Genomic DNA, 19150 nt, shown 5'->3' on the forward strand with positions numbered 1-19150 from the left:
CGTCCGCTGGACGACCACGGGTCTTGGCAGGCGTCCTCACGACCTGAGGCACACCGCAGCCAGCCTCTGGATCGCTGCAGGCGTCGACATCAAGACCGTGTCGTCATGGCTGGGTCACTCGACGGCGAAACTGACCCTCGACACCTACAGCCACCTGATGGGCACAGATGCCGACCGGGCCGCTCTCGACCGGGTCAATCGCGTTCTCGGGTCCTTCACGGGTCCTGCAGACCGCAAGGACAAGGCAGCGTCCCGAGCAGTGGAGCCGCAAAATGGCAGCTGACCTGCGGAAACGGGTTGGTGCCCCCGGCAGGATTCGAACCTGCGACACCCGCTTTAGGAGAGCGGTGCTCTATCCCCTGAGCTACGAGGGCGGGACAGCCCGGCCATTCTGTCAGGTCCTGTGCCGCCACCCCGAATCGACCGACCACCCACCGGCGTACCCTGACACCAACCCACCGACAAAGGGGTCGCCATGGACTGGGACGGCCTGATCCAGATCTTCAACCCGAACCACAAGCACTTCGCCGACGAGCGCGACCGCAAGCGGATCGAGGCGCAGATCCCGGGCAACGAGGGGGACCCCAACAAGACGTGGGTGGATCTGGACAAGGGGGTCGTCCACCTCGCCATGCCACCCGAGCGGAACGTGGGCTTCAAGGCTCCCGAGGAAGTGCGTGGCGAGGACGACGACTCCTGAGCCGTATGCCGCCGACCCGGCCCCGCGCGCGGGGCGACCTTGGGTGCGGAGCGAGCTGAGCGGCATACGGCCAGGTGTGTGTCTTGGTTCCAAATCACGGTCGCCCACGGGTGGCGGCCGACCCCCGGATGGTGGGAACGTGATCTGATCCACATTCGTCAGGGGAACCTCCAGGGGGTTTCGGATGAAGCGTCTGCGTGTGTTCACTGTGGTCCTCGGCATGGTCGCCGCGCTCCTGGTCGGCCTGACTCCTACGGCATCGACCAGTGCCCCGAGAGCCGACGAGGCGCTGGACGCCTACACCGCCACCGTCACGCCGGCGCAGCTGCGTGAGCTAGCCCGCCTCGGCCACGACGTCGGCGCGCAGAAGGCGAGCGCCTCCGCCATCGAGGTGGACCTCGTCCTCACCCCGAAGGAGCGCGACTACCTGCGCGCCCGCAGCATCGACCCGCAGCTCACGAGGGTCAAGGGAGGGATGACGGTCAAGCAGTTCGCCGCGGCGCAGGCCGCCAACGGCTTCCAGGTCTGGCGGTCCTGGGACGAGCCCGGCGGCATCCGCGACCAGCTCGTGCAGACGGCGGCGAACAACCCGCAGGTCGCCAAGCTCGTCAAGATCGGCACGACGATCCAAGGACGCGACATCCTCGCGGTCAAGCTGACGCAGGGCGCCAACGGCATCGCCGACGGCAGCCGCCCTGCAGTGCTCTACAGCGCGACCCAGCACGCCCGCGAATGGATCTCGACCGAGGTCGACCGGCGGCTGATGAACTGGTACGTCGACCAGTGGCGGGCAAACGACCCGGCGGTCAGGAGCCTGCTGCAGACGACGGAGCTGTGGTTCGTGCCGGTTGCCAACCCGGACGGTTACCAGTTCACGTTCGACAGCGAGCGACTCTGGCGCAAGAACGCGCGCGACATCAATGGCGACGGGGAGATCACCCCCGGCGACGGCGTGGACCTCAACCGCAACTTCCCGAACCACTGGGCCTACGACGAGGAGGGCTCGTCGTCGATCTCGTCCAGCGAGACCTATCGCGGCACGGCGCCCGTGTCCGAGCCCGAGACCGCGGCCATGAAGGGCCTGCTCGACAGGATCGGCTTCGCCTTCCAGGTCAACTACCACTCCAACGGCCAGTGGCTGCTCTACGCCGAGGGCTGGCAGATCGGCACGCCGACGGCCGACGACCCGATCTACTACGCCTTGTCTGGCAACCTCGACGAACCGGCCATCGAGGACTTCCACCCCGGCCTCAGCTCCGACGTCCTTTACGTGACCAACGGCGAGACGACCGACTACGCCCACGTCGCGACCGGAGCCCTGGCCTGGACGCCTGAGCTGTCCGAGGGCTGCGACGGCTGCGGCTTCGTCTTCCCCGACGACGAGGCGCTCGTCCAGGAGGAGTTCGAGCGGAACCTGCCGTTCGCCCAGTCGGTCGCGAAGTCCGCGGTCGACCCCGACGACCCGGTCTCGGTGGTCGGCATCGAGACCAAGCCCTTCTACCTCGACAGCGACGACCCCTACAAGCGCGGTCTCCCGGGGACGCAGCTGACGTTCGACTACTCCTACGGTGACCCGCAGCGGGTGGCCGTCATCGCCAAGCGCAGCCTCGGCGCCGTCACCGCCAAGTGGCGCGTCAACGGCGGCCCGGTTCAGTCAGCGCCCACGTCCGAGTGGCAGGGCGGCGAGCGCTATTCACCGGCCGACGTCCACTACCGCCAGATGCGCGGCGTGGTCACCGGCACGAACCCCGGCGACTCGGTCCAGGTGTGGTTCGAGGGCGGCGGCGCGACGAGCGAGTCCTTCACCTACCAGGCCGTGTCCGAGACGGGCAACCGCGTCGTGGTCGTGGCTGCCGAGGACTACACCGGCGCCTCACCGGTCCAGCGGCGTGGCCCGAACTACCTCGAGTACTACCTGAACGCATTGGCGGACAACGGGATCCAGGCAGATGTCTACGACGTCGACGCCCGCGGCCGTACCGCCCCCGACGCGCTCGGCGTCCTGAGCCACTACGACGCAGCAGTCTGGTACTCCGGCGACGACATCATCACCCGGACGGCCGGCCGCGGCCCCGGCAACGCGGACCGGTTGGCGCTCGACGAGCTGCTCGAGTTCCGCGCCTACCTCAACGAGGGCGGCAGGGTGGCCTACACGAGCGACTTCGCCGGCAACCAGTACACCGGGAACGTCGGTGAACAGCTCTACGACCCCAAGGGCGAGATCGCCTGCGACCCGCTCCCCGCGGGAGTGGACGAGCGTCGCTGCCTCCTGCTCTCCGGTTCGGGCGACGGCACGAACGACGTCCTGCAGTACTGGTTCGGTGGCTACCTCGGCATCGAGGGTGATGGCCTCGACGCACAGGGTCACGCCCTGGACGTCATCGGCATCGACGACCCCTTCACCGGCCTGACGTGGGGGCTCAACGGCGGCCAGAGCGCGAACAACCAGGACGACACGATGTCCTACGTCGCCACGAGCGGGATCCTGCCGGTCGACCGGTTCAAGCAGTTCGAGAGCTGGCCGTCGTCGGTGTGGGACAAGCCGGGCGGAGCGTTCGCGCCGCACACCGGCACGCAGTATGCCTACTCCCAGATCGCCGACGTGTCGTTCAAGCGCCTCGCCCGCACCATCACCGTCCCGCCGGGAGGGGCGACCCTCTCGTTCTGGACCTCCTACGACACCGAGCAGGCATGGGACCACCTCTTCGTCGAGGCACACACGCCCGGCCAGGAGGACTGGACCACCCTGCCTGACCAGAACGGGCACACGACCACGGCGGTCGGCGACAGCTGCCCCGAGGGCTGGCGCGACCTGCACCCGCAGCTCGACCACTACCAGACGTTTGACAGCGAGACCGAGACGTGCACCGCGACCGGTACCACCGGCTCGTGGAACGCCGCGAGCGGCAACTCCGGCGGCTGGCAGCAGTGGTCCGTCGACCTGTCCGCGTACGCGGGTGGCCAGGTCGAGGTCTCCATCGCCTACGTCAGCGACTGGGCGATCCAGGGCCTGGGCGTCTTCGTCGACGACATCGCCGTGTCCACCGGCGAGGGCACCACGTCCTTCGAGGGCGGCCTGGACGGCTGGACGGTGCCCGGTGCCCCAGCGGGCAGTGCGGCGAACGCCAACGACTGGATCCGGACGGACGAGTCCGGCTTCCCGGTCGGCAACTCGATCACGACGCCGAGCACCGTGCTCATGGGCTTCGGTATCGAGGGCATCACCGGCCGTGACGCCCGAGCCGACGTCATGGAGCGCGTCCTCGGCCACCTGCTCAACTGACCCACGACAAGACAGAGGCCGTATGCCGCTGAGCTCGCCCCCCACGCAAGTGACCTTGGGCGCGGGGCCGGCTCAGCGGCATCCGGCATCATCCCGTTCGTGTGGTGGCAACGCTGCCGTGTTTGCCGGGAATCTTTGGCTAGCCTGCAGGAATGACCGACGTCCCCCGGCCCGACCCAGCAGTGCGGGCTGACTCGACGTCGAGTGACCCGCGAGCCGACCGCGTGGCGGCGGCTGTCAAGACGTGGCAGCGCGCCTTGGTCGACCTGGGCGGGCGCAACACGCTGCTGTGGTATCGCGACCTGCCGTCCGGCACGCTCGACCTCACGACCGCCCACCCCGGGGGCGTCTCGATGCTCCTGGCCGGGCGGAGGACGCGCCTGTCCGACCTCATGCGGGAGCCCGCCGCGCTCGTGGAGGCGAGGCGTCGCGCGCGGGCGATCCGGGCCAAGGCCCAGGAGCTCAAGGAGGAGCGCGGTATCGCTGCTGGGTTCCTGGCCATCGGCATGGCGACGTGGTCCGTGCCACGCGCCTCGCGCCCGCCCGCCGCGCCGGTGCTGCTCTGGCCGCTCGTGCTGCGGCCGACAGGTCCGGGCCAGGAGGACTTCGACCTGGACCTGGGGCCCGAGGTCGAGTTCAACCCCGTCCTCATCGAATACCTGCGCTCCGAGCAGGGGCTCGAGGTCGACGGGGAGTCCCTCGCGGACCTCGCGACGAAGGGTGACGCGTTCGACCCGTATCCCGTCTACTCGGCGCTGCAGTCGGTGTGCGAGCGGGTGCCCGACCTCACGATTGCGCCGCGCCTGGTCGTCGGGACCTTCTCCTACGCCAAGCTGCCCATGGTGGCCGACCTCGCCCTGCAGGGATCCGCGCTCGCCGACCATGACGTCGTCGCGGCGCTCGCCGGTGACGAGTCGGCTCTGGCGGCGGTGCGGCTGCGGGTGCCGGAGAGCCATTCCGAGCCGGACCCGGAGCACGAGCACCTCGTCCTCGACGCCGACTCCTCCCAGCACGCCGCGATCGACGCGGTTCGCGCCGGTGCCCATCTCGTCATCAAGGGCCCGCCCGGCACCGGCAAGTCACAGACCATCGCAAACCTCATCGCCTCCCTGGCGGCAGAGGGCAAGTCGGCGCTGTTCGTCGCGGAGAAGCGGGCGGCCATTGACGCCGTCCTCGGGCGGCTCGACCGGCTCGGCCTCGGGGATCTCGTGCTCGACGCCTACGACGGCACGACCAACCGGCGCGCCACTGCCCGGCAGTTCGCGCAGGCCCTGGACTCGGCTCTGAGTGATGAGGGACGTCGAGCCTCGTCCTCGTCCCCAGTCGAGAGAACAGCTCTTGGGTCAGCCAGCTCGATCCTGAAGGAGCAGCGGGGTCGGCTCGTCGCCCACGTGCAGGCCATGCATTCCGTGCGCGAGCCATGGGGCGTGTCGGTCCACGAGGTGCAGGAGGCGCTGGCCGAACTGGCGACGAGGAGTCCGGCGCCGACCTCACGAGTGCGCCTCAACGGCGCGGTCCTCGCTGGTCTGGGTCGCGAGCGCATCCGGGAGTTCGCCGGACGGCTCCGCGACGCCTCGGGGCTCGGGGCCTGGGCACAGGACGGTGAGGACCCGTGGTTCGGGGCGCGGATCCTCACGTCGGACGAGGCGGCCCGGGCGCTCGACATCACGACCCGACTCAGCAGCGGGGGGCTGGACGAGGCCGGTGCGGAGCTGAACGCGCTGCTCGCCGAGTCGCACGTGCCGGCGGCGACCTCGCTCGCGGACTGGGAGTCAGCGCTGGAGACGATGGCGGCGGTGCGCCACACGCTCGAGGTGTTCCGGCCCGAGATCTTCGACCTTCCGCTGGACGAGCACATTGCTGCCACCGCGACCCGGGAGTGGCGCGCCGAGAGCGGGGTCGACATGGGCTGGCTGACCCGCTGGAAGGTGCGGCACCAGGCCAAGCGACTGCTGCGGCCCGGGCGCCCCCCGGAGGACCTCCACGAAAGGCTGCGGTTGGCGAGCGAGCAGCGGACGCAGTGGTACGCCCTTGTCGGTGGTGGTGGCCGCCCAGAGATCTCGCCGCGCCTCGACGAAGGGCTCGATGCGCTCGGCCGCCTTCGCGACGACCTGAGGTGGCTGGAGGAGCGGCTACCGGCAGACGGACCTGCGCTGACGGAGCTGTCCCTCCTCGACCTGGGGAGCCGGTTGGCTGCCCTCGCCTCGCGGCCTGACCGCCTCGCCGTCCTGCCCCACGTCACTCGGACCCTCGACGACCTGCGCGGCGCCGGGCTGGGCCCGCTCGTCGACGACCTGGCCGCCCGGGGAGTGCGCACGGCGTGCGTGCCCGCTGAGGTTGACCTGGTGTGGTGGGCCTCGCTCGCGCAGGAGATCAGCTTCCGTGACCCGGCCTACGGAGCTCATGACGGCGAGGCGCTGTGCCACGCCGTCGAGGAGTTCGTCGCCGCTGACCACGCCCACCTGGACGCCACGGTGCAGCGGGTCCGCGAGGCGGTCGCCCGCAACATTCGCGAGGTGCTCGTGGACAACCCGGCGCAGGAGGCCCTGGTCCGAGCCGAGGCGGGGAGGGCGAGACGCCACAAGTCCTTGCGCGACCTCATGCCGCAGACCTCGGCCGCGCTCACGGCGATCAAGCCCTGCTGGGCCATGAGCCCCCTCGTCGTGGCGTCCACCCTGCCGCCCGGGCGGTGGTTCGACGTCGTCATCTTCGACGAGGCCTCACAGGTGCAGCCGGCCCAGGCCATCTCGGCGATCTCGCGGGGACGGCAGGTCGTCGTGGCCGGGGACGAGCGCCAGCTGCCCCCGACGAACTTCTTCACGGTGGTGTCCGATGACGAGGGGACACCGGCGGCGCAGGAGGAGGAGGTTCTCACCGAGGGCTTCGAGTCGGTGCTCGACGTGCTGGCCGCGGCCCTGCCGACTCGGCGACTGACGTGGCACTACCGCAGTCGAGACGAACGCCTCATCGCGTTCGCCAACGCGACGATGTACGACGGTGGGCTCACGACGTTCCCGGGCACTGCCATCGAGTCGGCGGTGACCTTCGAGCCGGTTGAGGGTCACGCGGTGGTCCAGCCGGGGGAGCAGACGATCGAGTCCACCAGCGCCGAGGTCGACCGCGTCGTCCACCTCGTGCTCGACCATGCGCGCCGGCGTCCCCACGAGTCGCTCGGCGTCATCGCCCTGGGCATCAAGCACGCGAACCTCATCGACGACGCCGTCACGGCCGCCCTGCGCGGTGCGCCCGACGTCGCCGACTTCTTTGACGCGGACCGCGCCGAGCGCTTCTTCGTCAAGAACCTCGAGCGGGTGCAGGGCGACGAGCGTGACGCCATCATCCTGTCGATCGGCTACGGCAAGACGCCCCACGGCCGGGTCCTGCACCGCTTCGGACCGCTCAACATCGAGGGCGGCGAGCGGCGGCTCAACGTGGCCATCACGCGGGCCCGGAGCCGGATGACGGTCGTCTCGTCCCTGCTCGCCTCGGAGCTCGATCCGTCCCGTCTCAGGGCCACCGGCGCGATCATGCTGCGCGACTTCCTCGCGTATGCCGAGGCGACGGGGGCCTCCGTGCCGAGCGCCGTGGTCGCCGCCCCCGAAGCGACGCGGAACGCGCTCCGCGCCGACCTCGCCGAGCGCCTTCGACACGAGGGGCTGGTCGTCCACGAGGAGTACGGCACGGCGGCGCAACGGGTGGACCTGGCGATCGAGGACCCCTACCACCGCGGCCGCGTGCTCGTGGCCGTGGAGACGGACGGGCCCCGTTACGCCGCGATGCGTAGCACCCGCGATCGTGACCGGCTGCGGCCGGAGCAGCTGGGACGCCTCGGGTGGGTTCACGTGCGGGTCTGGAGCACCGATCTGTTCCGCGACCCGGCGCGCGAGATCGCCCGAATCGTTCGGATCGCGCGGGAGGTTGGCCCACTCCGTCCCGAGTCATCGACGTCGAACGGAGCGCCCAATCCCACCATGCCGGCCGTGCCAGGCGAGGCAACCGCGCCGGACGGGCCAACCGCGGCAGCCGCGCCAACCGCGGCAGCCGCCCCAGCCGCTCCAGCCGCGGCAGCCGCGCCAACCGCGCCGGACGAGGCACCGCCGGGTCGCCCCCGGCGCCGAGTCTTCCGCAAGGGCACGGCGGAGTCGGCCAGCGACGACCACTACGGGTCGAGCAGGGATGACACGGACACCGGTTGGGGAGAGGCTGCCGAGGCGTCGTCCCGGGACCACTGGCTCCAGGAGCAGCGACCGCCGCACTACGAGTAGCCCGACCCGAGCGGGTGGAAGGTCGACGGCACACGGGTGGAATGCCGGCGACGAGTGCTGCGTTCTCGTCGGCATGAACGCCACCTCGACGCCCTTCAGCCTGCGCTACGCCTGGGCCCTAGGCCTCTTCGAGCGCGGTGACCACTTCGCAGCGGCCTCGGCCCTTGCCGAGCTCCTCGCCGAGACCGAAGCGACTGGCGCCGACGAGGCCCAGCCGCTGCTGCACTCCACGACCGACCTGCGCATGTTCCTCGCCCGCGCCTACTTCCACTCCGCCCAGTTCGGGAAGGCGGAAGAAGTTCTCCGCGTGCTCATCGAAGAGCACCCGACCGACGGCTACGCACACCTGCTTCTCGGGCGCACGCTCCAGCGCGCCGGACGGCACGCCGAGGCGGCGCGGCCGCTCGCGCTGGCCGAGATCCTCGGCGACTACGAGCGCCCGAGGGCCTACGGCGACCCAGACTGAGGAACCAATCGAGTGAACAGCGACAACCCAATCGAGTGAACAGCGACAACCCATTCGAATGAACAGCTTCTGGGCCGGAACGGCCCAGAAGCTGTTCACTCGATCATGAGGGGCAGCGTCAGCGGACGCGCAGTGCGTCGCGGATCTCGGTGAGGAGAACAACCTCCTCCGAGGGCGCCTCCGGCTCGGGCTCCTCACCGCGCTTGCGACGCTCGGCGAGCCTGTTCATCGGCACGACGACCATGAAGTACACGGCCAGGGCCACGAGGATGAACGTGAGCAGCTGCGTGAGGAAGGCGCCCACCGATACACCGCCGGGGTTCCACTGGGAGAAGTCAGGGGTGCCGCCGACCTTGCCGATGAGATCCATGATGATCGTGACGAAGGCCTCGACGACCTTCGCGAAAGCCGTGCCGATCACGACGGCGACGGCGAGGTCGACGACGTTGCCGCGCATCAGAAAGTCCTTGAAGCCCTTCAGCATGGACGGTCCCTTCGTTGGTCGCGACCTCCTCGAGCGCGGAGGTCTGTCCGATTCCGATTCAACCTAGCGAGCCATCGTGGCGCCGACGTGTGACGCGGCCGGAGAAGTTTGCGCAACCTTCGGCCAAGCCAACGTGCCCAACCCCAGGGAGGCGAGGCTCAGCCAGCGGGCCGCACGGCGAGCACGAAGCTCTCCCCGGCACCGAGCGCGCTGAGGTGCTGGGCAAGCAGTCGCGCTTCGGTCGACGAGACAGCCACGGTGATTCCGGGATCCGGGGGGTCGTCCCACGAGACCGTCGCCCCGAGGGTACCGCCGGACTCCCCGTTGCCGTCCCCAGTCGAGCCGGACGTGCCGTTGCCGCTCGTGCCGCCGAGGACGGCCAGGACGAGCGCATCGGTCACGACCTGTTGGCCGGTCCCGGTTGCGTAGACGTCCACGTTGCTCCCTTGCTGGACCCCCGTGAGCGCGGGCTCCATGACCGGCACCGTCATGGCCACCCGACCGTCTGAGCGACCCGCCAGCAGGCCCGGACCGGCAAGGCGCTCGGTGGTCACGATGCCCCTCGCCTCGATCGGACCGGCAGCCCGCTGGCCAATGACGGCCGTGACCTCACCGGTCGCGGACTCGGGTCGGTGCTCCGCGGGCCGTGCCTCGACGCGCACATCGCCGGGTCCGATGATCGCGCCGGAGGGAATCAGCCGGGCAGCCACCACGGTCGACAATCCCGTGCCGACCGTGCCAGCGGGTCGCAGGGCGGCCAGGGCCACCACCACGGCAAGCCCGGCAAGCACGGCGGTGACCCACCGGCGGGCGCGCGCCCGGCGCGTCCGTTGCAGCCGTGATCCCGGCCGAGGGCGGCGCCCTCGGGGAACATGCCGCGGCGACCCTCCGGTCGACCCGGGGGGCCGGCGGCCGGGCCGAGCAGTCAGGATCATCAGGGCAGGTCGAAGGGCAGCTCGACCCCGTCCAGACTGCGCCGGCACGCGCACGTGGCCGCGTCGTCGTCCTCATGGGCGGGCAGCTGACCGATGGCGTCCCGCAGCACGCCCTTGAGGCTCTCGACGTTCTCCGCGAAGACACGCATGACCTCCTCATGGGTGACCGCCTCGCCACCTTCGACCCCGGCATCGAGGTCGGTCACCATGGCGATCGTCGTGAAGCAGAGGGCAAGCTCACGCGCGAGAGCGGCCTCCGGCATCGTCGTCATGCCGACGATGTCCCAGCCGAGCTGCTGATGCATGAGCGACTCGGCTCGGGAGGAGAACCGCGGCCCGTTGATGACGACGAGCGTCCCATCCGCGACGACCTCGAGCCCCGATACCCGCGCGGCGTCGACAGCCACCTGGCGCCCGTTGGCGCAGTAGGGCTCGGCGAAGCCGACGTGCACGATCGGCCCCTCGGCCTCGTAGAACGTGTGCTGCCGACCCCACGTCCGGTCGACGACCTGGTCCGGCACGACGATCGCGCCCGGACCGTGCGCCGGCTTGAGGGACCCGACCGCGCACGGTGAGAGGACCTGGCGGACGCCGACGGCTCGCAGGGCCCAGAGGTTCGCCCGGTAGTTGATGCGGTGCGGCGCGAAGCGATGGCCCTTGCCGTGACGGGCGAGGAACGCCACCGGACGTCCGTCGACCTCACCGAGGACGAGGGGGTCGCTGGGCTCGCCGAACGGCGTGGTGACCTCCACGGTGTCGAAGTCGTCGAGGAAGTCGTAGAGCCCGGAGCCTCCGATGACTCCGATCTCCGCGGTGATGTCTGACGGCGTGAGAACGGTGCTGTGTGAGGTCATGGCGGCAGCCTAGAGCGGCACGACGACGCCCTCGGGCGCCAGTGCGACGGGATGGGGACAGGGCGGACTGCCTCGCTGGGGATGTGGACGACTCAGCCGGTGATGCCAGGATCAGGAGGCGGCAGCCTTGGTGCCTGAGCCCGAACCACTGGACCCACCGGACCCACCCGACCCGCTGGACCCACTCGGCGAACCGCCAGACCCGGACGATCCCGAGGCTGCCCCGGATGACGAGGAGCCAGTCGAGCCAGACGACCCATCCGACTCGGTCGACGTGGAGGCTGCAGACTCCGTGGCCCCGCCGCTCGCGCCTGCATCCTTCGCGCCGGGGCCGCCCGGGCTCCCGGTGCCCTTGCTCGATCGCGAGTCGGTCTTGTAGAAGCCCGAGCCCTTGAAGGCGATTCCGACCGGGTGGATCACCTTGCGCAGCCGGCCGGCGCCGTTGGCGCACTCCGGGCAGTCCGTCAGCGGGTCGTCGGTGAAGGACTGGCGGACGTCGAACGCGTGGCCGCACTCGGTGCAGGCGTAGGAGTAGGTGGGCACTGGTTACCTCAGGTCTGGCCGGGGGGTGTGTCGACCAATTCTACGGGCCCGGTCGACTCCGGCCGCCGGCCAGCCGGCCAGCCGGCCGTGGCGGCTCAGGGCGAGGATGCGCTGCTCCGTGGCGCGGCGGGAGCCAGAGGTCGTCACGACGAGCAGCCGGTCACCGTGCCGGATCGTCGTGTGCTGCTCCGGGACGAAGGTCTCCCCGTCCCGCACGATGAGGGTCACCATGGCGCGCCGGGGAAGGCGCAGCTCGAAGATGGCGACCCCATGGAGCCGGGACTCCTCGCCGACGCTGACGGTGATGACGTCTGCCCCGATCTCCACGAGGGGTGTGCTCTCGAGGCCGATGTCCACGGAGTGGACCTGCTCGGTGAGGCCGAGATGCCTGGCCACCCACGGAAGGGGAGGCGCCTGCACGATGGTGAAGACGACCACGAGGACGAAGACGAGATCGAAGATCCAGCTCGTGTTCGGAGTCCCTGCGACAAGGGGCACGGTGGCGAGCACGACCGGCACGGCGCCCCGGAGCCCGGCCCAGGACAGGAAGGCCATGTCCTGCCACGGCATGCGGAACCACACGGTCGATGCCAGGACGGACAACGGCCGGGCGAGCAGGAGCAGGACGAGCCCGATGACGACGGCGTTGCGCAGCTGCTCGTCCAGTCGGAACGGGTCGGCGAGCAGGCCGAGCAGCACGAACAGCCCGATCTGGGCGATCCAGCCCATCGCGGTCGCGAAGCTCTGGACCGACGTCCGGTTGGGCAGGCTCAGGTTGCCGAGGACCAGGGCGGCGAGGTAGGTCGCGAGGAAGCCCGAGACATGGGCGATGGCGCCCACGGCGTACGCGAGGACGGTGAGCGCGAGGACGCCGATGGAGAAGAGGGCGGACGAGTCGCCGGCCACTCGCCGCAGCGCAAGCCCGCCGAGATAGCCGACGGCGAGGCCGACCACCGCGCCTCCGGCGAGCTCGAGCAGGACGATGATCAGCAGCTCCCACCACGGCTGCTCCTCCGCGCCCGGTATGCCCTGGGCGGCGAGCGCCACGACCAGCAGGACGACGGGGGCGTCGTTGAAGCCGGCCTCCGCCTCGAGCATGCCGCTCAGGCGACGTGGGATCGGGACGTTGCGCAGGACGGCGAAGACCGCGGCCGCGTCGGTCGAGGCAAGGATCGCACCGAGCAGCAGCGAGATCTCCCAGGAAAGGCCGAGGATGGCGTGGGCGGCGACGGCGACGACGACGACGGAGACGACGACCCCGACGGTCGCGAGGATCGCGGCAGGGGCGACGGAATCGCGGATGTTGCTCCATTTGGTCGACAGCCCGCCCTCCGCGAGGATCAGCACGAGGGCGGCATAACCGAGAACCCGGGTGGTCGACGCGTCGGAGAACTGGATGCCGGCTCCCGCGTTGCCGAGAAGCAGGCCGATGCCGAGATAGATGAGCAGCGACGGCATCCCCGACGCCACCGAGAGTCGCACCGCGGCAACGGCCACGAGCAGGACGATCGAGCCGATGAGCAGCACGCGTGTGAGGTCGTCGAGAGTCATTCCCGACGACGTGACGGACGCGAGCGTGGTCACGGCTGGCTCCTCAGCTGGCGGTGGACCCCATCAAACCATTCGTATGCCGCTGAGCTCGCTCACGTACAAACGGCCCCAACCGCGCCTCCCGCACGTCTCGGACGCGTGGCCTAGGCTGCTGGCGTGCCCCGCGCCCACCTCGCCCGTCGAATCGCCCTGTCGGTCGTCGTCCTCGTCGTCCTTGCCCTCGTGGCCATGACGATTCTGGCTGTCTCGACCATCCGGCGACCCTTCCCGGAGATGTCCGGCGAGCTCGAGGTCGAGGGTCTGTCGGGGCAGGTCAACGTGACCAGGGACGCTCGAGGCGTCCCGACGATCTATGCCGACACGGCCGCCGACCTGTTCCGGGCACAGGGCTACGTCAGCGCCCAGGACCGCTTCTTCGAGATGGACCTGCGCCGGCACACCACGGCGGGTCGCCTGTCCGAGCTCGTCGGGGAGGCCGGCGTCGAGGCCGACCGGGTCATCCGGACGATGGGCTGGCGCCGGGTCGCCGAGCAGGAGCTGCCGACGCTGGCCCCCGAGACCCGGCAGTACCTGCAGGCCTACGCCGACGGCGTCAACGCCTACCTCAAGCAGGCGGAGTCGCCGGCCGACCTGGCGCTCGAGTACCAGGTGCTCGACTGGAGCGTTCCCGGCTACCGCGTCGAGCCGTGGACGCCGGTCGACTCCCTCGCCTGGCTCAAGGCCATGGCCTGGGACCTGCGTGCGGACTACGAGGACGAGCTCGCCCGAGCCCGGCTCTCACGGGGCGGACGCACGTCGGAGAAGCAGATCAACCTGCTCTACCCGCCCTACCCGTTCGACCGCCACCGGCCGATCCTGTCTGAACGGGACTGGGACCCGACGGCAACGCCCGAGCTGGAGCAGGCCGCTGCCGCCACCCCGACCTCGCTGCTGAAGCAGGGACAGGCCGCCTTCGACGCTGCCGCCGCGGCCGTCGACGCCATCCCGACCCTGCTCGGCAAGGGCGACGGGATCGGCTCCAACTCGTGGGTCGTGTCCGGCGACCGGACCACCACGGGCAAGCCCCTGCTCGCCAACGACCCGCACCTCACGCTCGGGATCCCGAGCATCTGGACCCAGGTCAACCTCCAGTGCCGGACGGTGTCACCGCAGTGCCCGTTCCAGGTCTCGGGTTTCTCCTTCTCGGGCCTCCCCGGCGTCATCATCGGCCACAACGCGAAGATCGCCTGGGGCTTCACCAACCTCGGTGCGGACGTCACCGACTTCTACCTCGAGCAGCTGAACGAGGACTCCTACCTGCGCGACGGGGAGCAGGTCGAGCTCGATACCCGCACCGAGACGATCAAGGTCGCGGGCGGCGCCGACGTCCAGATCACCGTGCGCAACACCGTCCATGGGCCGATCCTGTCGGATGCCTCTCCTGCCGTGGCGGAGAGCGGGGACCAGTCCGCGGTCCGGGGCGTGACCCAGTCGAACCGCTTCGCCGTGTCCCTCGCCTGGACGGCGCTCACCCCGAACAAGACCGCCGACGCGATCTTCCGGCTGAACAAGGCGGGCAGCTGGCGCGAGTTCCGCGCCGCGGCCGCCCTCTTCGCCGTTCCCTCTCAGAACCTCATCTACGCCGACACCGACGGCCACATCGGGTACCAGACGCCCGGGCTGATCCCGATCCGCCGGTCGGCGACACCGGGCGCGGTGCCCGGCTTCTGGCCCGCGCCGGGCTGGGACAGCCAGTGGGACTGGCGCGGCTTCGTCCGCTTCGAGGACCTGCCCCACGCCCTCGACCCGGAGGAGGGCTTCGTCGTCACGGCGAACCAAGCGGTCACGGCGCGCCAGAAGCCATTCCTCACGTCCGAGTGGGACTACGGCTTCCGCGCCGAGCGGATCCGCACGCTCCTCGCGGGCGCCGCGAAGGTCTCTCCCGAACGGATGGTCCAGATCCAGGGCGACGTCCGCAACACCTTCGCGCCTGTCCTCGTCGAGCACCTGCTGGGTGTCGAGGTCGACGACTTCACCGCCCAGGCACAGCTGCTGCTTCGCGACTGGGACGGCAGCCAGCCGGCGGACAAGACGAGGGACTCGGCGTCCGCGGCCTACTACAACGCCGTCTGGCGGCACCTGCTCGAGTACACCTTCGACGAGCTGCCCCCGGACATCGGGGCCTCCGGGGGCAGCCGGTGGATGATCGTCATGGAGCAGCTCCTCAAGGAGCCCAAGAACGCCTGGTGGGACGACAAGACCACGCCGGGGGTGACCGAGGAGTCGCGCGAGATCCTCAAGCGTGCGCTCGTCGACGCCCGCCTAGACCTCGCCCGCAAGCTGGGCAAGGTCCCAGCGACGTGGCGGTGGGGCCGGCTCCACCAGCTCAACCTCGAGCACCCCGTGCTCGGCCAGGAGTCGGTGCCGGGCTTCATCAGGGACCTCTTCAACCGTGGCGGGATCGAGCTCGGCGGTGGCAGCTCCATCGTCAACGCCAACTCGTGGGACGCCTCCAGCGCCGGCTACGAGGTGACGTCGGGCCCATCGATGCGCATGGTGATCGACCTCGACAACCTCGACCGGTCCGTCTGGGTCAACGCCACGGGTCAGTCGGGCCACCCCTACAACGCGCACTACACCGACCAGATCGACGCATGGGTGGCCAATGAGCCGTTCCCGTGGCCCTTCGGCACCGAGGCGGTGGCGGCAGCAGCGGAGGAGGAGCTGACGCTGGTCCCACCGGGTCAGGTGCCGAACGGCTGAGGCGGGGCGGTCCGCACGACCCTGCCACTCGTGGTGACGTAGCCGTCGACGATCGCGTCGTGGGTCTCCCGGGGCAGCTCCGCATCGCTCTGCTCGCCCTCGTGGAGGAGCGTGACGACAAGTGTCCAGGCATCCCGGTGCCGCAGGGCCCGGTCGTAGCAGCCGCCACCTTGCCCGATGCGGGTGCCGTGCGAGTCGACCGACAGCCCCGGGGTCACGATGAGGTCGCAGCCACGCAGGGCGTCCACCCCCAGCCAGAGTCGGCCGTCCGCGGAGGAGGTGGCGTCCTTCGGGAGCCGCGTGACCGTCGCCTGGTCGCCGGTCGTGCCCTCAGCGGCATACGTCCACTCGAGGGAGAAGTCGTCGAGCACGATGGGCACGATGACCTCGTGGCCCGCCGAGAGCAGTGCCTCGATGAGCGGCCCGGTGGGCGGCTCGTCGGGAAGCGACTCGTAGACGGCGATGCGGAGGCGCTCCTCGTCGCGCTCAGGGACGAACCGCAGCACCGCCTCCGCCACGGCTGACCCCGCGCTGGCACGGTCCACCGACGCGGCCAGCTCGGCGCGGCGGCGGCGCGCCGCCTGACGGAACTCGCGCTTCGAGCCGACCGGCTGCGCGGGCGTCACGGCTGACTCGCCTCCTGCTCGTCCTGGCCGCACATGGGCTCCATCGTAGGGTGAGCCCATGAGCCAGGAGGGGTTGGCGCTCGCCGTGGAGCGTATGCGGGACAGAGGCATGGGGCCCGAGGCCGTCAAGGTCTTCGAGCACTACTACCGGCAGCTCGAGGCGGGCGCGCACGGCATCATCCCCGAGGACACCATCGAGCCGCTCTCCGACATCCAGGAGCTCGGCGAGGTCCACGTCAGCGACGACGACGCCCGCGCGGCGCTGCGCCAGACCGCTGTCATCAAGCTCAACGGCGGCCTGGGCACGAGCATGGGGATGAGCGGCGCCAAGTCCGCACTCGAGGTCAAGGACGGCCTGACGTTCCTTGACATCATCGCCAGGCAGGTGCTCGCGCTGCGCGAGGAGTGGGGCGTCCACCTGCCCCTGCTGCTGATGAACTCGTTCCGGACGTCGGAGCAGTCGCTGCAGATCCTCGCGAAGTACCCGACGCTGCCGGTCGACGGGCTGCCGCTCGACTTCATCCAGAGCGCCGAGCCGAAGCTGCTCGCCGACGGCCTGCGTCCGGTCGAGTGGCCGCAGGATCCCGAGCTCGAGTGGTGCCCGCCCGGGCACGGCGACGTGTACGTCTCCCTCATCACCTCCGGCATCCTGGACACCCTGCTGGAGAAGGGGATTCGCTACGCCTTCATCTCCAACTCCGACAACCTCGGCGCCACCTGTGACCCGGATGTCGCGGCCTGGATGGTCGAGCACGGCCTGCCCTACGTGGCCGAGGTGTGCACGCGCACGAAGAGTGACCGCAAGGGTGGGCACCTCGCCGTCCGCAAGTCCGATGGCCGGCTCATCCTCCGGGACACGGCCATGGTGGCGGAGGGCGAGGAGCGGTACTTCGGGGACATCAAGCGACACAGCACGTTCCACGCAAACAACCTGTGGGTCGACCTGTCCGTCCTGCGTGAGCGCATGGCCGAGCGCGGCGGGGTCCTCGGGCTGCCCATCATCATCAACCGCAAGACGGTCGACCCGTCCGATCCCTCGTCACCCGAGGTGATCCAGCTCGAGTCGGCGATGGGTGCCGCGATCGAGGTCTTCGAGGGGTCGGAGGCGCTGCTCGTGCCGCGGACCCGCTTCCACCCGGTGAAGACGACGAACGACCTGCTCGTCGTCCGTTCCGACTACTTCGTCCTCGACGACAGCTCCCACCTCGTCGCGGTGGGGGAGGGGCCAGAGCCGTTCGTCGACCTCGACTCGGCGTATCGGCTCGTCGAGGGCTTCGAGACGCGGTTCCCCCACGGGGTTCCGTCGATGGCCGAGTGCACGAGCCTGCGGGTCATCGGCGACCCGGTCTTCGGGCGCAACGTCCGCTGCGTGGGCGACGTGCTCGTCGACGGGTTGCTGCGAGTACACGACAACGCGGTCCTCGAGGGTCCGGTGCACGCGTCGACGCGGGACACGCGCACCGTCGACCAGCATCTCAAGGCGATCCTGTCGTCGCTCGATCCGTCGCCCACCGAGAGCGTGCCGCTCACCGAGTCGCTCGGCCTCGTTGTCGCCAAAGACGTCCGGTCCCGGGTCAACCTGCCAGCCTTCGACAACTCGTCGATGGACGGGTATGCCGTCCAGACGGCCTCGCTCGAGGGCGCCGACGACTCGCCGGTGCGCCTCCGGATCGTCGGCGAGGTCGCGGCGGGGGTGGCTCCCACGTTCTCCGTCGGTCCCGGCGAGGCCGCACGAATCATGACGGGCGCGCCCATCCCGCCCGGCGCCGACGCCGTCATCGCGGTCGAGCAGACAGACGGATCGGCGACCGGGTCGGTTGAGTGTCGGGCGTCCGTGTCGACGGCGCGCTACGTCCGCCCTCGGGGCGAGGACGTGTCCGAGGGGTCGGTCATCGTGTCGGCCGGCGACGTGGTCGGGCCACGGACCATCGGCCTGCTCGCCGCGTGCGGACACGCGTCGGTCGAGGTCCACCGCCGGCCGCACGTCGTCATCATGTCGACGGGCACCGAGCTGGTTCCTCCCGGGGAACCCTTGGGGCCCGGTCAGATTCACGACTCGAACTCGTCGATGCTGTGGGCTGCCGCAGTCGCATCGGGAGCTTCGGCGGAGATCCGCGCGGCCGTCGGTGACACGGATGCGGAGCTCCTCGCCGCGCTCGACGACGTCGTGGCGAATGCCGACGTCATCGTCACCAGCGGTGGGGTCTCGATGGGCGCCTACGACGTCGTCAAGAGTGCCCTGGCCGGCAAGGGCGTGGAGTTCGTCAAGGTGGCGATGCAGCCCGGCAAGCCGCAGGGCTTCGGCCACCTGAACGGACCCGGCGACCTGCGCGTCCCGATCTTCGCCCTGCCCGGGAACCCTGTCTCGTCGTTCGTGTCCTTCGAGGTCTTCGTGCGTCCGGCGCTGCGTCGGCTGATGCGCCTGACTCCGGAGAAGCGCCCGGTCAGCACGGCGACGCTGACCTCGGGGCTGCGTTCTCCGGAGGGTCGGCGCCAGTACGGCCGGGCCGTCGTGTCGCGCAACTCCTCCGGCGCGCTGATGTGCCGGCCGCTCGCCGGACAGGGCTCGCACTTCGTCGCGGACCTGTCCCGCGCGAACGCCATCTTCATCGTCCCCGAGGACGTCGCCGACCTCGTGGCCGGCGAGCAGGTCGATGTCATTCTGCTCGACGTCTGACCTCGAGTGTGCAGTTCGCGACAA

At 70.2% G+C, this 19150-nt stretch carries 13 protein-coding genes and 1 tRNA gene; 7 read left to right on the top strand and 7 right to left on the bottom strand.

What is annotated here, in order from left to right:
- The coding region (locus VJN29_RS13360) for a tyrosine-type recombinase/integrase (RefSeq protein WP_324144121.1) at nucleotides 1-283 on the top strand (283 nt) is incomplete at its 5' end.
- 15 nt (nucleotides 284-298) lie between these two features.
- Here VJN29_RS13360 and VJN29_RS13365 read toward each other — a convergent pair.
- A tRNA-Arg gene (locus VJN29_RS13365) sits at nucleotides 299-374 on the bottom strand.
- A gap of 101 nt (nucleotides 375-475) precedes the next feature.
- Here VJN29_RS13365 and VJN29_RS13370 point away from each other — a divergent pair.
- The 4 genes from VJN29_RS13370 (at nucleotide 476) to VJN29_RS13385 (ending at nucleotide 8714) form a co-directional block, all read left to right on the top strand.
- Nucleotides 476-700: a DUF6191 domain-containing protein gene (locus tag VJN29_RS13370; protein ID WP_324144122.1), complete on the top strand. Its 225-nt coding sequence runs from the start codon at nucleotides 476-478 to the stop codon at nucleotides 698-700.
- A gap of 184 nt (nucleotides 701-884) precedes the next feature.
- On the top strand, nucleotides 885-3983 hold the full coding sequence (locus VJN29_RS13375; RefSeq protein ID WP_324144123.1) for a M14 family metallopeptidase: 3099 nt from the start codon (nucleotides 885-887) through the stop codon (nucleotides 3981-3983).
- A gap of 152 nt (nucleotides 3984-4135) precedes the next feature.
- The gene (locus VJN29_RS13380; RefSeq protein ID WP_324144124.1) at nucleotides 4136-8248 is read left to right on the top strand and encodes an AAA domain-containing protein; all 4113 of its coding nucleotides are present in this window, start codon (nucleotides 4136-4138) and stop codon (nucleotides 8246-8248) included.
- Nucleotides 8249-8321: 73 nt separating this feature from the next.
- Nucleotides 8322-8714: a tetratricopeptide repeat protein gene (locus tag VJN29_RS13385; RefSeq protein ID WP_324144125.1), complete on the top strand. Its 393-nt coding sequence runs from the start codon at nucleotides 8322-8324 to the stop codon at nucleotides 8712-8714.
- 118 nt (nucleotides 8715-8832) lie between these two features.
- Here VJN29_RS13385 and mscL read toward each other — a convergent pair whose 3' ends face one another.
- From mscL to VJN29_RS13410, 5 genes are all read right to left on the bottom strand, one after another.
- The gene (gene mscL, locus VJN29_RS13390; RefSeq protein WP_324144126.1) at nucleotides 8833-9198 is read right to left on the bottom strand and encodes a large conductance mechanosensitive channel protein MscL; all 366 of its coding nucleotides are present in this window, start codon (nucleotides 9196-9198) and stop codon (nucleotides 8833-8835) included.
- A gap of 158 nt (nucleotides 9199-9356) precedes the next feature.
- Complete coding sequence (locus tag VJN29_RS13395) at nucleotides 9357-9989, bottom strand: SAF domain-containing protein (RefSeq protein WP_324144127.1); 633 nt, start codon at nucleotides 9987-9989, stop codon at nucleotides 9357-9359.
- Nucleotides 9990-10132: 143 nt separating this feature from the next.
- The gene (locus VJN29_RS13400; RefSeq protein ID WP_324144128.1) at nucleotides 10133-10987 is read right to left on the bottom strand and encodes an S-methyl-5'-thioadenosine phosphorylase; all 855 of its coding nucleotides are present in this window, start codon (nucleotides 10985-10987) and stop codon (nucleotides 10133-10135) included.
- Nucleotides 10988-11098: 111 nt separating this feature from the next.
- Nucleotides 11099-11530, bottom strand: coding sequence for an FmdB family zinc ribbon protein (locus VJN29_RS13405; protein WP_324144129.1), 432 nt, complete (start codon nucleotides 11528-11530; stop codon nucleotides 11099-11101).
- A gap of 3 nt (nucleotides 11531-11533) precedes the next feature.
- Nucleotides 11534-13114, bottom strand: a complete 1581-nt coding sequence (locus VJN29_RS13410; RefSeq protein ID WP_324144130.1) for a potassium/proton antiporter — start codon at nucleotides 13112-13114, stop codon at nucleotides 11534-11536.
- 123 nt (nucleotides 13115-13237) lie between these two features.
- Between VJN29_RS13410 and VJN29_RS13415 the strand changes: the two genes are divergently transcribed.
- Nucleotides 13238-15823 (top strand): penicillin acylase family protein, encoded by a 2586-nt coding sequence (locus VJN29_RS13415; RefSeq protein WP_324144131.1) that lies wholly within the window; start codon nucleotides 13238-13240, stop codon nucleotides 15821-15823.
- Here the strand turns inward: VJN29_RS13415 and VJN29_RS13420 are convergent.
- Nucleotides 15805-16449 carry a 5-formyltetrahydrofolate cyclo-ligase gene (locus tag VJN29_RS13420; protein WP_324144132.1) on the bottom strand — a complete coding sequence of 215 codons (645 nt, stop codon included), beginning with the start codon at nucleotides 16447-16449 and terminating at the stop codon, nucleotides 15805-15807. The genes VJN29_RS13415 and VJN29_RS13420 overlap by 19 nt on opposite strands.
- Nucleotides 16450-16507: 58 nt before the next feature.
- On the opposite strand from VJN29_RS13420, the gene glp reads away from it, so the two are divergent.
- A complete protein-coding gene (glp, locus tag VJN29_RS13425) occupies nucleotides 16508-19126 on the top strand; it encodes a gephyrin-like molybdotransferase Glp (protein ID WP_324144133.1) in 2619 nt (872 codons plus the stop codon).
- Nucleotides 19127-19150 lie beyond the last annotated feature (24 nt).

It is taken from the genome of Intrasporangium sp., assembly GCF_035280925.1.
Taxonomy (GTDB): Bacteria; Actinomycetota; Actinomycetes; order Actinomycetales; family Dermatophilaceae; genus Intrasporangium.